Raw genomic sequence first — 13,700 nt, 5'->3', positions numbered from 1 at the left:
TCAGGATCGCTCGCTTGCTTGATTAGTAACCTATTTGTTACCTTCAGGGCGACCAATGATTGAAATTGAAGAATACCGACGCGATAACCAGTTGAGCCCATTCGATGAGTGGTTTTCATCGTTGAGTGTGCCGGCAGCAACCAAAGTTTCAACTGCTTTGTTTCGACTTGAAATGGGCAATACAAGCAACATCAAATGGTTCGATGGGCTCGGCGAATACCGCATCGACTGGGGGCCAGGCCTACGAATTTATCTTATACAAGAGGGCCACCGATTAATCATTCTGTTCGGTGGTGGCGACAAGTCCAGTCAAAAGCGCGATATCAAGACCGTGAAGTCTCTGATCGATCAGTATCAGCGTGACAAGAAAGTGAAACAAAAGAGGTAACCAGCATGGCGCTTACCCGCAGCTACAAACACACAATCGCCGAGCGTGCTCAACGTGATCCTGAATTCGCCCAAGCTCTTCTTGATGAGGCCGCTACACTGTTTCTCAATGGTGAACCGGAAATTTCACGTGTGATTCTGCGCGATTTGGTCAACGCCACAGTGGGCTTTGAAGGACTCGCAAAGGAAACCGCCAAACCGAGCAAAAGCCTGCATCGGATGCTATCAGCCAGTGGTAATCCAAGCATGGATAATCTCTCGGCGATTTTTGCGGTGATTAGAAAAGCCCTGGGCGTTGATATGCAGGTACACGGAGTTCCCACCGCCTAATTTGATCGTTCCCCTGCTCTGCGTGGGGACGATCACAGTCGTGTTATTCGCTGCCTGCGGCTGTTGTCTGCCCAACACCATCGTGTACCCGATCAGCCAGCAACTGCGCCAGCTCGATCAACTGCGCAACGCCCAGTAATTCCTCGCGTGGTGCGCCCTCCAGGTTAAAGGCAATGTCGCAACTCAGCGCGTTGGCCGAGGCAAGTGTTTCGCTGAGGTTGACCAGCAGGCCTTCGGTGCTGATGCCATCGGCCACGGTGAAGAGCCGAACGGGGGGATTTGGGGTGGGTTTGATCATTGTGAAGCTCCTTAGAAAGGTGGAGCTGCCACTGATTCGCCGCGACGCGATAGGGTGGCAGCTGTACGCAGGTTCGCGGACCGGTCTAAGGCATCCCGGCATACCCGAAGGTATCCCGCGCACAGCCACCATTTAGCCGCACAGTAGACGATAAAAAAGCATCAACTGAAAGCAGGCGATAGCGCTTTTGCTCTTAGAAAACCCGGGCCGCGACGCCCGTCCGCTGCGTTTACAGCGGTGTACGGAGACTAGAGACCGAGTGTCCTAGGGACAACCTCAAATCCCTGTCGGAAATTTCTGCTTGTACGAATAACCAGCCAAACGACCAGCTATTTGGCCTCCCTCCAAAAAGTCGATTCTCCCTACAAACACTTCCGAACCAGCTGGCTGACTCAGCCAAAAGCCCCCGCCCTAACCTCCTCCCTCGCGGTTTTACGTCAGCGCCCGCGAGGGGGATGCACTGCTTTTGCAGCGCGTCGCATCTTGCCACTTTGTATCCCAAGGAATACGATCCAAGATGATTCAGTTTAAGAAGTCAAAACACTTTCTAGAATGGCTTGATTCGTTACGCAGTAAACCCGCGCGAGCACGCGTACTGGCAAGGTTGGATCACGCGCAATGGGGCAACTTTGGAGACTGCGAAGCACTCGGAAATGGCGTTTTTGAAATGCGCATCCACTATGGCCCTGGCTACAGGGTTTATTTCACTCGCAGAGGCGAGGTGGTTTACCTGCTGTTGATCGGAGGCGACAAATCAACGCAGAAACGTGACATTCAGCGCGCTAAACAAATTGCAGAAGACTTTGAAAAAAAGGAGTAACTCATGAATGAATTCACTGACTTCGACGTGGCGGAGCACCTAAAAAACCCCGAGGATATGGCCGAATATCTTGAAGCGTGCTTCGAAGAAGATACGGGTGACGGTCTGCTGATCCGTTCAGCGCTAAACAACATCGCCCGCGCCCAAGGCATGACCCAAGTAGCCCGCGATGCCGGCCTCGGAAGAGAAAGTCTATACAAAGCCCTCTCCAGCAATGGCAATCCCGAGTTCGCGACTATCATGAAAGTCATGAAGGCTTTGGGCCTCAAGCTTCACGCTACAGCGATCTGATAGTACTGCGACACCAAACCACACCGCCCCTTTTTACTTATCCCCCTCGATCAGGCTAAATACCCACCTGATCGTTTAACCCTACGGATTGTCCGCCATGGCCCGTCAACGCTTTGCAATTGCCTGGATCGCCTGCCTTGCAGTGCTGTTCAATGCGTTTGCCATGCCGATGGCCAGTGCAATGCAGCAGTCCAAGGACCCCGTACGGCAATTGATGTGGGGCAGTTTCTGTTCGTCCAATGGCGCCAGCCTGAAGACGATTGCCTTGGGCAAGCTGGAAATTCCGGCGCCGCAGCAGGACGAGCATTCCGCCATGCAGCATTGCTGGTGTTGCTCGGGCTCACCGTCGCTGGTGGCGTTGCCGGGGCATGTGCCGCAGTTGTACGTCACGCGGTTCGAGGCGGTGCAGAGCCTGCCGCCGCCCTCGTCGCAAAATCCCACACCGCGCCAGCAATGGCCGAGCCTTAACCCCCGCGCCTCTCCAACGGTCTGATTGCCTTCGCAAATGAACTGCGTTTAGAACCGTTCTGGAGAACTGCCATGCTTAAATCTTCCCTGCTTCTGGCTGCGTTGCTGCTGCCAGTGTTCAGTGCTGCCAATGCCGCCGACTACAAGGCTGGAGACCTGTCGGTCAGCGATCCCTGGTCCCAGGCGTTGCCGCCCAATGCGCCGACCGTCGCCGCGTATTTCGTGATTCATAACACCGGCGAGAAGCCAGACCGCCTGCTCAGCGTCGAGACGCCGGTGGCGGACAAGGCTGAGCTGCATGAGCATGTGATGCAGGGCGATTTGATGAAGATGCAACAAGTGCCCAGCGTTGCCGTGCCGGCCAAGGGTGACTTGACCTTCGCGCCCATGGCCTATCATGTGATGTTGCTGGGCCTCAAGGACCGCAGCCTGTTGGCCGACGGCAAACAGTTCCCGCTGACCCTGACCTTCGAAAAAGCCGGCAAGGTTGAAGTGGAAGTCTCGGTTCAGAAAGCGCCGCCGATGACGGGCCACGAGCATATGCACGCCCAGTAGGCCGTCACTCGATGGGCGCCCCTCGCGCCAGGTTATCTCCACATCGCCGCGTGATGCGCGGCAGTTGGATCAGCCTGTTCGCCATGCTGATGATCTTTATCGGTCCGCTGATTTCCCAAGCGATGCCGACGGATCAGCACGCCGGTATGTCCATGGCCATGTCGATGGACATGCCCAACTGCCATGGCGAGTCCAAGCCAACCAAGACGCCCGACGAGCATCACGTCCTCTGGGAAAAGTGCGGCTATTGCAGCCTGCTCTTCAGTTGCCCGGCCCTGCCTGGCAGCGTGTCATTCATGGCCCTCGGCCCCCCACCGCCGGCCAATGCCCTCACCCCCTCCCCGCGCCTGGGCCATGCCCGGCAGAGCATTTTCCCCGGCGCACGCAGCCGCGCGCCCCCCATCGCCTCGTAAACCCTTAACACCGTTACTTCACCCCGGCCGACTTTAGACAGACAGCCGCAGGCTGCTGGCCGTGTTGTTTACGATTGATAGATGGAATGTGTATGTCCAGGTTTACTGCTGACTCCCGTTTGGGAAACGCCCCCGTGTTCGCCGTTCTGTGCGGCGCACTCTTGGCGCCACAGGCCCATGCCGACGAGCACGCCGAGCATGAGCTGACGCCCACCGTGATCACCGCGATCGCTCCCAGTTCGCCACTGACCGTGGTCACCAACCCCAAGGACCCGCGCCAACCGGTGCCCGCCAGCGACGGCGGCGACTACCTCAAGACCATCCCCGGCTTTGCCCTGGTGCGCAACGGCGGCACCAATGGCGACCCGGTGCTGCGCGGCATGTTCGGTTCGCGCCTGAACATCCTCACCAATGGCAGCATGATGCTCGGCGCCTGCCCAGGGCGGATGGATGCGCCCACCTCGTATATTTCCCCGGAAACCTACGACAAGCTCACCGTGATCAAAGGCCCGCAGACCGTGCTCTGGGGACCCGGCGCCTCGGCGGGCACGATTCTCTTCGAGCGCGAGCCGGAGCAGTTCGGCGAACTCGGCACACGGATCAATGCCAGTGTGCTGGCCGGCTCCAACGGCCGCTTCGACAAAGTCATCGATGCCGCCGCTGGGGGGCCATTGGGCTATGTGCGGGTGATCGGCAACCAGGCGCATGCCGACGACTACAAGGACGGCAACAACGACACCGTCGCCTCGCGCTATGACAAGTGGAACGGCGACGTCGCGGTCGGCTTCACCCCCGACGCCGATACCCTGCTCGAACTCACCGCCGGCCGTGGCGATGGCGAGGCGCGCTACGCCGGGCGCGGCATGGATGGCTCGCAGTTCCTGCGCGAAAGCCTGGGCCTGCGTTTCGAGAAATCCAATCTCGGCGAGGTGCTGGATAAGGTCGAAGCCCAGGTCTACTACAACTACGCCGACCACGTGATGGACAACTACAGCCTGCGCGTCCCGTCGGGCACCGGGATGATGGCCGGGCCCATGGCCTCCAACGTTGACCGTCGCACCCTCGGCGCGCGCATCAAGGCCACCTGGCGCTGGGCCGATGTACAGCTCATCAGTGGCCTGGACGCGCAGACCAACGAACACCGCCAGCGCAGCAGCATGGGCATCGATACCTACAAGGACCTGCCACGCAACAAGGACGCCAACTTCCACAACTACGGCGTGTTCGGCGAACTGACCTGGTACGCCGCCGACCGCGATCGCCTGGTCACCGGCGCACGCCTGGACCGCGCCTCGGCCAAGGACTTTCGCCAGACTACCGGCTCGGGAATGATGGCCCGCCCCAACCCGACCGCCAACGACACCCGCGCCGACACTCTGCCTTCGGGCTTTGTGCGGTATGAGCATGACCTGGCCGACACCCCCACGACCCTCTATGCGGGCCTGGGCCACTCGGAGCGCTTCCCGGATTACTGGGAGCTGTTTTCCCCCAACACCGGGGCGGTCGGATCAGTCAACGCGTTCGATGGCGTGAAGCCGGAGAAAACCACCCAGCTCGACTTCGGCGCGCAATACAAGACTGCCGACCTTGAAGCCTGGGCCTCGGGCTACATCGGCCAGGTGCGCGATTTCATCCTGTTCGACTACCAGCCGGGGATGATGGGTACCACGTCCCAGGCACGTAATGTCGATGCGCGCATCATGGGCGGCGAACTGGGCGCGGCCTACAAGCTGACCCCAAACTGGAAGGCCGACGCCACCCTCGCCTACGCCTGGGGCAAGAACAGCAGCGACGGCAAGGCCCTGCCGCAAATGCCGCCCCTGGACGCACGCCTGGGCCTGACCTACAGCGAGGACGACTGGAGTGCCGGCGCCCTGTGGCGCGTGGTCGCCGCACAAAACCGCATCGACCAGAACGCGGGCAACGTGGTCGGCAAGGACTACGACAAGAGCGGTGGCTTTGGCGTGTTCTCGCTGAACGGCGCGTACCGCATCAATAAAAACTTCAAGGTCAGCACCGGCGTCGACAACCTGTTCGGCAAGGCCTACGCCGAGCACTTGAACCTGGCCGGCAACGCGGGGTTCGGCTACCCGGCCAGCGACCCGCAAGCCATCAAGGAACCGGGGCGCACGCTCTGGACCAAGGTGGACATGAGCTTCTAAAAGCATCGCGGGCAAGCCCCCTCCCACAATTGGAATGCATTCCACATGTGGGAGGGGGCTTGCCCGCGATGGCGGTGTAACTGAACCCAAAAAACTAAAGCCTTGCGGAGCCCCTGATGACCACTCAAAAAGTCTCCTTCTACAACCTGGCCTGGCGCTGGCACTTCTACGCCGGGCTCTTCGTCGCCCCTTTCATGGTGCTGCTGGCCCTGACCGGCATCATCTACCTGTTCAAGCCCCAGCTCGACCCGCTGATGTATGGCGACCTGCTCAAGGTGCAAACCGCCGAGCACGCGTTGAGTGCCGATGAGCAACTGCAACGGGCCCAGGCGGCCTTTCCCCACGGCAAGCTCAGCAAGTACTTGCCACCGGCCGACGCCACCAGCAGCGCACAGTTCGTCATGCACGCTGGCGGCCGCGAAGTGACGGTCTTTGTCGACCCCTATCGCGGTACGGTACTGGGTGAACAAGATGCCAAGTACAACCTGCAGGCCATCGCCCGCGCCCTGCATGGCGAGCTGATGATCGGCACCGTCGGCGATCGCCTGGTGGAGCTTGCCGCCGGTTGGGGCGTGATGCTGGTGGTGTCCGGCCTGTACCTGTGGTGGCCGCGCGGCAAGGCCTCGGCCGGGGTGCTGTGGCCACGGTTCAGCAGTCGTGGCCGTGTGTTCTGGCGCGATCTGCACGCGGTCGCCGGTTTCTGGGGCGCGGCCTTCTTGCTGGTGATGCTGCTCAGCGGCATGACCTGGACGGGCTTCTGGGGCAAGCAATACGCTGACCTGTGGAACACCTTCCCGGCGGCGATGTGGAACAACGTGCCGCAGTCAGACCAGCAGGCGCGGGTGCTCAACACGGCGACTCAGCAGACCGTGCCCTGGGCCATGGAAAACACGCCGATGCCGATGTCCGGCGACCATGCCGAGCACATGCAGCACGGTGCCATGCACGCCGCTCCCGCCGCGCCCACGGTCAGCCTGCAACAGGTGGTCGAGCTGGCCAACGCACGCAAGGTCGAACCCGGCTACAGCATCACGTTCCCCACCACGGCCGACGGTGTGTTCACCATCGCGGTATTCGCCGACGACCCGCGCAACGACGCCACCCTGCATGTGGATCAATACACCGGCAAGGTGCTGGCCGACGTGCGCTGGGAACACTACGGCATCGTCGCACGCGCGACCGAGACCGGTGTGATGCTGCATGAGGGCAAGATGTTCGGCTGGGTCAACCAACTGATCGTGCTGCTGATCTGCCTGATGATCCTGCTCAGTGCGGTCAGTGGCGTGGTGATCTGGTGGAAACGCCGGCCACAGGGTGGCCTGGGGGTTCCGCCGCTGCGCCATGACCTGCCGAAGTGGAAAACCGCCCTGGTGATCATGCTCGGGTTGGCGATCATTTTTCCCTTGGTGGGCGCGTCGTTGATAACCGTATGGGCCTTGGATCGCCTGGTGTTGACGCGTTTTTTCAACCCCGACAAATCTGCTTCCCGCTCCGCATGAAACAGGCGCCGCGCCCAGGCCACCGGCAACACGGCCTGGGCAGCGGCGGTTCGTTGATCCGGGCCCTTTCACCGCCCCTCGGGGGCGCCGTCATGGCCCTGTTCCAGCGTTGCCAAAGGATTTCTTTTCATCCTTCAGGCTCTTTGTCACCGGGGGTCAAAGTTCATCTCTGTCTCGACCGTACTGGACGTCTTCAGGCTCAGGTTGGGCGCCTACATCCTTGATTTGCCATTCATCCCCCAACTCCCCCAGACGCGTCCAGAAAGCATCGGTCTCCAGCACCGACAGCTTTCCGTTTGCCCTCAGCGTTCCGATCAATTGAGTCGCAGAACGTTGGGGCCCCGTGGCGGCCAGTGTGTGTTCTGTCACCGGGTTGGTCGGCAAGTACTTGAGCAATGCGCCGCCTCGGCTGATGAAATAGCATCCCTCGGCTGACGGCTCGTTCATTCGCAGAGCGTCCAGCATCGCCTTCAAATCCGCCTCGGCGATGAAGTTGGCCCTGAGAGTGCTTTCGAAAACCTCGGCACCCGCTGAAACCGCCATTGCCTTATAGAACGACTGCACGGCCACGACCTGGTAGTAACCGGCTGGATGGGCCGACGCCAGCGCCAGGCCGCCGCCACTTGCAAACAGCGCCGGCACCGTCAATGCCGTGCTTTGGTCTTCCTCTATCGGCGTCACCGCGCACACATCGTTGGTGCCGGCGACCTTGAGTACGCCGCCCAGGAGCGTCTTGCCGGCAAACCCGGCAGACAACCCCTGAGCGTGCCGTGCGGCGTCATCAGGATGGGCACACACCGGTCCGCACACCAGTAGAGGCGCCGGAAAGCCATAGACATACACAGCGGCGGCGCCCGGTTGCCAGGAGGTGTCAATGCGACCTCGACCGTTCCAGACCGGGCTCGTTTCCACGACATCCAGCGTGCCCTTGACCGCCAGGCTGTGCACATAGTCGACCAGTTGCAGCGCCCCACCCCGCAAGTAACTGTGCAGCTTGGTCGTTTCACTGGAAAACATCACCGACCGGTCGAGGCCATCAAATTGAAACTTGAGCAAAGCATCGTCAGCGCAGCGCAGATACAACGGCCAATAACCTTCATCTGCGGTTTTCTTGACGAAACTCAGCCCATCGGCAATGTCGCGCGGCCAAAAAAAGCTGCGCCCCATGGGGTCACCAGCCTTGCCGATGGCTGCGCTGGAGGCACACAGATACAACCCCACAATGGCATAGCCCTGAGGCAACTGCGCGTAGGGGAACACCTGCTCGAGCCGGGAGAAGTCCTGCCGTTGCAACGGCAGCGTGACCCTGTAGTGCTCTTTCCGGGTTGACTTGAGCAGATAGCCAAACGTCAGCCATTCTCTCGCGTCAGACGGTGGCAGCACTGAACTCACGGCGTCGTCGGCCTGGGTGAACACCGGGCTGAACGCGGGGTCAGCCAAGGAGCCCCGAATCAAGAGCCCTGGCCATTGATAAACGAATGCGGAAAATTCGCCGAGCAAGCGCCTGGGCGGTCCCCAGTACCGGCTCCCTTCAACCACCCTCAACTCGCCCGCCTTCGCCACCCGCGACACAAACTGCGTGGGCAGCAGTTCGCCACTGCGAATCCGCCGCTCGATGAGGTTATCCCCAACGTCGCCCTTGACCAGGTCGAGCGCAGCCAGATCCGCTTTGAGCGTCTGTTCCTCGGGGGAGTCCGTCAGGTTGTAGCTCAACAAGACGCCATCGGAGCCGATCAGGTACTCACGCTTGACATGCACTTCACGCCGCAACAGGTTCGACAGCACGCTGGTGGGTACCATGCTGGTGTAGATGGCCTTCTCGGTCGCAGACAATAGGATCGGCACCTCACGCGCAAGCGTGGAGCGGTAACGCCCGACAACGGTCGCCCCCTCTGGGTACAAGCCTTTCGAAACCGCCTGGTCAGGGAAGATCCAATTGAGCACAAAACCTTGAGGCGGTATCGCCAAGGGCGCCGTGGCGACGAACAGCCCATTGCCGAGGCGCAGCACTACACCACCATAGGCGCGTTGACGATTGTCACCAATCAACGTGCGCACATGCCGCACGGCATCGTCCGGTTCGGCAAATGCGGGGCTCAGGCGTCGTCGCATGAGCGTTGCATACCCTTGCCAATGCTCATTGACCGCGCCCCGTTCGTCCCAACACTGGCTGGTGCGTACCACATGCAACTGACCGCGCTTGGCCCATTCCCGGACAAAGTCCAGCGGTGTCTTGGCACCACTGGCCAGCGCGGTTTGAGTGGCCTCCAGTTCTTTTTCAAGCGCGCCGCCGCTGCCGAACGCAAACGGCCCCGGCAGGCGATAGCGCAGCAACGCGCCCTCCTCGGTGGAGAAATAGATAGGCAAGTTGTCCCCGGCGTTGTACAGCTCGCCAAAACGCTTCGCGTCGTAAAGGCTCGAATACAGCACCGTTGGCAATACGAAAAAACGCGTCAACCAGGCCTTCGAAGTGGTCAGCCCGGTGGGTTGCCATTGTTGGGAGCGAAACAGCGCGCGGAGCATGAACCCTGGCGGGAATACATAGCCCTTATCCGTCCTCGCAAACAACGCATTGCGCGAAAACAGCTTGATAGACGTCGTCACATCCATCACCTGAGTCGCGATGTACTGCTCGTTTTGCGTGTGTTTGAGAATGAACGCGTAACAGGACTCAGTGGCCCGGTTGTGCCCATGAACCCGGGCATGCAGGTCCCGGGCGGCCTCCTCTGCCGTGGAGAAAATCGCGCCATAGGTGATGAAGTCGGGCGGACCTGCCCGGTCTGCGTAGGTGAAGTTCGGTGTCCAGTCTGAATACACGGGAGAACGCGGCCCCCACAGCGCATTCCCCTGGATAACCTGTAAACCTCCGGTCTCGGCCACCCGGCCAACCCATTGCGCAGGTTTGATCAGCCCTTTGTCCAGGCGCTGTTGAGCCCTGCTGCCACCAGGCTCCGGCACGACACCGTTCAACAGCACGGTTTCATTTGCCGAACCGCTTGGCGTATACGCCAAGAGACATGTCTCGCTTGCCGATAGATACGCCGGACGACCTTGTTGGATCACCCCATGGAGCTCTTCGGCGGAAAACACCTGCAGGTTGATCTCGGCCTCTTCCCGCGTCCAACGGCGCTGCTCGATCCAGTCGGGATGCACCATGGACAACGCCACGTGGGAACCATAGCGCCCATGAATCACATAGGGTTCAGGAGGAACCAGCGGGCCCTGGTCGCCCGCGGGGAAAAACAGCGCCGAGGCAAAAGGGTTGACCTGGCTTTCCATCGGCTCAGTGATAATGAAGCGGCCATCTTCGCTCTTGAGAATGTAGCCACCATAGGATCGGTCCCGCCGACCACCCACTTTCTCGTGGGCATACACCGCAGCGTCCGTGGCCGAGAGAAACGTCGGGCTGAGTACCGCTTGATAAAACGGCGTGAGTAACGACGAGCGATTGTCCACCTCCCCTACGCGTCGCCAGAGTTCACCGGGCCGGACCACCGACAGGCTGCACGTATTGATCACCCGCCGGACAAAACCACGCGGGGTCAGCGTGCCAGCGATCATCTCGGCCTGGGCGCCCTTGTCGTTGAACACCCCGCCGGGGCCCTCGTCCACCAATTCTTCAGCCTCTACGGCACCGGGCAACTGGAGTTTCAGCACGGCCCCGTCGCTGGCCTCCATGTAAAGCGCCAGGCCACGGGTGTCGGCCTGGATATCGGCGGTGTTGCGGGCCTGGGTAATGCCCGCAACAAGTTGCGCCGGCGTAAAGAACGCCGAGTACATCCAGGGTTCTTTCGACGGAAAATCACTTGGCTGCGGCCAGGACCGGTAGTAGATGGCCTCCAGGCGGAACTGCGAGGGTAGCCGGGGTTTACCGTCGGGACGCTTGGGGAACAGGCTCGCCGGCGAGAACAGCACCGGGCCCGGCGCCTGCGGCCGAGTGGCGACGTAGGTGTCCTTCTGGACATGCTTGAGCACAAACCCCACTGTGCGCCCCGTGACGGTCGCCGGGGTGCTCTCCAACGCGGCGAGCACGGCCAACTCGGGGCGCTTGAATACCCGGGTAAAAAACGGTTGTTCCTGTACCGTCTCCAGCGGCCCGACCGGCGACTTGATTCTCCAACCGCGCTTTACCCGGCCACGCACTTGCCCCCACAAGGCATCGGCCACCACCACCCGAAGATCGCCGCCCTCGGCGACCTGCCAGATAAAGCTCTCAAAATCCGCACTGGCTGCCAGCGGCACCTGACCTTTCAAGCCTTGCAGCAGCGTCTTTTCCAGGGCACTGCCACTGGTGGTGTATTTCAACAGCGTGCCGGTCGGCCCACACAAATAGTGGGCCGGTACCGACTGGCGATGCTCAATGATAAACACCATATCGGCCGGCGAAAAAAAGCTTGTAAAGACGGCGGCCTGATCGTCGTTAAAGGTGGGGTTATGCTGTTTGATCTTGTCGGCGTGCGCAGGGTGGGAGTGGTACAACGCCGCGCAGGTGTAGCCAGCCGGGGCGATGAAATGATCGCGTTCATCCACGGCCATTATCTCGCGATGGTCAAACGTGACCTCCCCACCCTCCACGGGACGCGTGGCGAAAAAGTGATTGTCCTTCTTGAAAATCGCACCCCCGAACTCTTTGTCGCCGACACTCTTGCCCACGTGTTGCTGAGCCCAGCGGGCGGCGTCGTCCGCCGTGATGAAAGGAGGGCTAAGCGGCGGTAATACGGCAACATGGGTGCCCTGCGCTGAACGCACATCTCTGAATAATGGGTTGTCCAACTCCTGTACTCCTGACGGTTGGTAGACGGATGTGGGCGCTTGACGGATGTCGCACCCCGTCCAGCGATTTTGAACACCCCCGCCAGGCGCCAGGCACTACATGTGTAGACCTGGCGTAGCCCCTCCTCACACGCGACGCAGCGCAAAGCACCAGAACGGTGCCGATGCAGGCCCCACGCTGACATTTCAGCCCCACATTGGAACAACCGCCTTTGCAAATGCCCCGTAAAGAGGCCGCTTTCATACCGGGCGCTGACCGGGCACAGCCTTTGCAATCACCGAAACAGCCACGTTGGCGGGCGGTTCGTGCGCCCCAGAAAAATAATCACTCACTCTCGGAGATCGCACCATGCAGCGTCGCAGCTTGATCAAGGCGTTAACGTTGTCGGCATCCATTGCCGCCATGGGTCTGACCTGGACCGTACAGGCCGCAGAAACCATCAAGGTCGGCATCCTGCACTCGCTGTCAGGGACCATGGCGATCTCCGAAACCTCGCTGAAAGACATGGCCTTGATGACGATCGACGAGATCAACGCCAAAGGCGGTGTGAACGGCAAAATGCTCGAACCCGTGGTGGTGGACCCGGCGTCCAACTGGCCGTTGTTTGCTGAAAAGGGTCGGCAGTTGCTGACCCAGGACAAGGTCGCCGTGGTGTTCGGCTGCTGGACCTCGGTGTCGCGCAAATCGGTGCTGCCGGTGTTCGAAGAGCTCAACGGCTTGCTGTTCTACCCGGTGCAATACGAAGGTGAAGAGATGTCGCCCAACGTGTTCTATACCGGTGCGGCGCCGAACCAGCAGGCGATCCCGGCGGTGGAATACCTGATGAGCGAAGAAGGCGGCGGCGCCAAGCGCTTCTTCCTGCTGGGCACCGACTACGTGTACCCACGCACCACCAACAAGATCCTGCGTTCGTTCCTGCATTCCAAGGGCGTGGCGGATAAAGATATCGAAGAGGTCTACACCCCGTTCGGCCACGCCGATTACCAGACCATTGTCGCCAACATCAAGAAGTTCTCCGCTGGCGGCAAGACGGCGGTGATCTCCACCGTCAATGGCGACTCCAACGTGCCGTTCTACAAAGAGCTGGCCAACCAGGGCCTGAAGGCCACCGACGTACCGGTGGTGGCGTTCTCGGTAGGTGAAGAGGAACTGCGCGGCATCGATACCAAACCGTTGGTGGGCAACCTCGCGGCCTGGAACTACTTCCAGTCGGTAGAGAACCCGGTCAACCAGAAATTCGTCGCCGACTGGAAAGCCTACGCCAAGAAACACAACCTGCCGGGCGCGGACAAAGCCGTGACCAACGACCCGATGGAAGCCACCTACGTGGGCATCCATATGTGGGCCCAGGCCGCCGAGAAAGCCAAGTCCACCGACGTCGACAAAGTGCGTGAAGCCCTGGCCGGCCAGACCTTCGCGGCACCGTCGGGCTTTACCCTGACCATGGACAAGACCAACCACCACCTGCACAAGCCGGTGATGATCGGCGAGATCCAGGCCGACGGTCAGTTCTCCGTGGTGTGGCAGACCCAGGAGCCGATCCGGGCGCAGCCGTGGAGCCCGTACATCCCTGGCAATGACAAGAAGCCGGACTATGCGGTGAAGAGCAACTAAGCCCCACCACAGGTCAACTGTGGGAGGGGGCTTGCCCCCGATAGCGGCGTGTCAGGCAATGCACTTGTCACTGACCCACTGCTATCGGG

The 13,700-nt window shown here is 60.6% G+C and carries 12 protein-coding genes; 10 read left to right on the top strand and 2 right to left on the bottom strand.

Features of this window, described 5'->3' with window-relative positions; all coding sequences use genetic code 11:
- Positions 1-55: 55 nt before the first annotated feature.
- Together AB7933_RS04665 and AB7933_RS04660 are read left to right on the top strand one after the other, a co-directional pair.
- Positions 56-388, top strand: a complete 333-nt coding sequence (locus tag AB7933_RS04665; RefSeq protein ID WP_024073154.1) for a type II toxin-antitoxin system RelE/ParE family toxin — start codon at positions 56-58, stop codon at positions 386-388.
- A gap of 5 nt (positions 389-393) precedes the next feature.
- Complete coding sequence (locus AB7933_RS04660) at positions 394-717, top strand: DNA-binding protein (protein WP_024073153.1); 324 nt, start codon at positions 394-396, stop codon at positions 715-717.
- A gap of 43 nt (positions 718-760) precedes the next feature.
- On the opposite strand, the gene AB7933_RS04655 is transcribed toward AB7933_RS04660, so the two are convergent.
- Positions 761-1,015 (bottom strand): DUF6124 family protein, encoded by a 255-nt coding sequence (locus AB7933_RS04655; RefSeq protein ID WP_024073152.1) that lies wholly within the window; start codon positions 1,013-1,015, stop codon positions 761-763.
- Between the two features lie 517 nt (positions 1,016-1,532).
- On the opposite strand from AB7933_RS04655, the gene AB7933_RS04650 reads away from it, so the two are divergent.
- From AB7933_RS04650 to AB7933_RS04620, 7 genes are all read left to right on the top strand, one after another.
- Positions 1,533-1,835: a type II toxin-antitoxin system RelE/ParE family toxin gene (locus AB7933_RS04650; protein ID WP_024073151.1), complete on the top strand. Its 303-nt coding sequence runs from the start codon at positions 1,533-1,535 to the stop codon at positions 1,833-1,835.
- A 3-nt stretch (positions 1,836-1,838) separates the two neighbouring features.
- Positions 1,839-2,126 (top strand): addiction module antidote protein, encoded by a 288-nt coding sequence (locus AB7933_RS04645; protein WP_024073150.1) that lies wholly within the window; start codon positions 1,839-1,841, stop codon positions 2,124-2,126.
- Positions 2,127-2,223: 97 nt separating this feature from the next.
- Positions 2,224-2,619, top strand: coding sequence for a DUF2946 domain-containing protein (locus AB7933_RS04640; protein ID WP_024073149.1), 396 nt, complete (start codon positions 2,224-2,226; stop codon positions 2,617-2,619).
- Between the two features lie 47 nt (positions 2,620-2,666).
- Complete coding sequence (locus AB7933_RS04635; protein WP_024073148.1) at positions 2,667-3,149, top strand: copper chaperone PCu(A)C; 483 nt, start codon at positions 2,667-2,669, stop codon at positions 3,147-3,149.
- 11 nt (positions 3,150-3,160) lie between these two features.
- The gene (locus tag AB7933_RS04630; RefSeq protein ID WP_024073147.1) at positions 3,161-3,562 is read left to right on the top strand and encodes a DUF2946 domain-containing protein; all 402 of its coding nucleotides are present in this window, start codon (positions 3,161-3,163) and stop codon (positions 3,560-3,562) included.
- A 92-nt stretch (positions 3,563-3,654) separates the two neighbouring features.
- Positions 3,655-5,724: a TonB-dependent copper receptor gene (locus AB7933_RS04625; RefSeq protein WP_024073146.1), complete on the top strand. Its 2,070-nt coding sequence runs from the start codon at positions 3,655-3,657 to the stop codon at positions 5,722-5,724.
- Between the two features lie 116 nt (positions 5,725-5,840).
- On the top strand, positions 5,841-7,223 hold the full coding sequence (locus AB7933_RS04620; protein ID WP_024073145.1) for a PepSY-associated TM helix domain-containing protein: 1,383 nt from the start codon (positions 5,841-5,843) through the stop codon (positions 7,221-7,223).
- A gap of 156 nt (positions 7,224-7,379) precedes the next feature.
- Here AB7933_RS04620 and AB7933_RS04615 read toward each other — a convergent pair whose 3' ends face one another.
- The gene (locus AB7933_RS04615) at positions 7,380-11,972 is read right to left on the bottom strand and encodes a DUF4329 domain-containing protein (RefSeq protein ID WP_041160829.1); all 4,593 of its coding nucleotides are present in this window, start codon (positions 11,970-11,972) and stop codon (positions 7,380-7,382) included.
- Positions 11,973-12,345: 373 nt separating this feature from the next.
- Between AB7933_RS04615 and urtA the strand changes: the two genes are divergently transcribed.
- Positions 12,346-13,611 (top strand): urea ABC transporter substrate-binding protein, encoded by a 1,266-nt coding sequence (gene urtA / locus AB7933_RS04610; protein ID WP_024073143.1) that lies wholly within the window; start codon positions 12,346-12,348, stop codon positions 13,609-13,611.
- Positions 13,612-13,700: the final 89 nt, after the last annotated feature.

Source organism: Pseudomonas gorinensis (assembly GCF_042015035.1).
Lineage (GTDB): Bacteria > Pseudomonadota > Gammaproteobacteria > Pseudomonadales > Pseudomonadaceae > Aquipseudomonas > Aquipseudomonas gorinensis.
Note: the sequence above shows the minus strand (reverse complement) of the source record. Positions and strands in the feature narration are given on the sequence as shown.

Bases quoted from the DNA above. Each gene is read 5' to 3' on its own strand.
- AB7933_RS04665 (WP_024073154.1), top strand. From the start codon at position 56: ATGATTGAAATTGAAGAATACCGACGCGATAACCAGTTGAGCCCATTC.
- AB7933_RS04660 (WP_024073153.1), top strand. From the start codon at position 394: ATGGCGCTTACCCGCAGCTACAAACACACAATCGCCGAGCGTGCTCAA.
- AB7933_RS04655 (WP_024073152.1), bottom strand. From the start codon at position 1,015: ATGATCAAACCCACCCCAAATCCCCCCGTTCGGCTCTTCACCGTGGCC.
- AB7933_RS04650 (WP_024073151.1), top strand. From the start codon at position 1,533: ATGATTCAGTTTAAGAAGTCAAAACACTTTCTAGAATGGCTTGATTCG.
- AB7933_RS04645 (WP_024073150.1), top strand. From the start codon at position 1,839: ATGAATGAATTCACTGACTTCGACGTGGCGGAGCACCTAAAAAACCCC.
- AB7933_RS04640 (WP_024073149.1), top strand. From the start codon at position 2,224: ATGGCCCGTCAACGCTTTGCAATTGCCTGGATCGCCTGCCTTGCAGTG.
- AB7933_RS04635 (WP_024073148.1), top strand. From the start codon at position 2,667: ATGCTTAAATCTTCCCTGCTTCTGGCTGCGTTGCTGCTGCCAGTGTTC.
- AB7933_RS04630 (WP_024073147.1), top strand. From the start codon at position 3,161: ATGGGCGCCCCTCGCGCCAGGTTATCTCCACATCGCCGCGTGATGCGC.
- AB7933_RS04625 (WP_024073146.1), top strand. From the start codon at position 3,655: ATGTCCAGGTTTACTGCTGACTCCCGTTTGGGAAACGCCCCCGTGTTC.
- AB7933_RS04620 (WP_024073145.1), top strand. From the start codon at position 5,841: ATGACCACTCAAAAAGTCTCCTTCTACAACCTGGCCTGGCGCTGGCAC.
- urtA (WP_024073143.1), top strand. From the start codon at position 12,346: ATGCAGCGTCGCAGCTTGATCAAGGCGTTAACGTTGTCGGCATCCATT.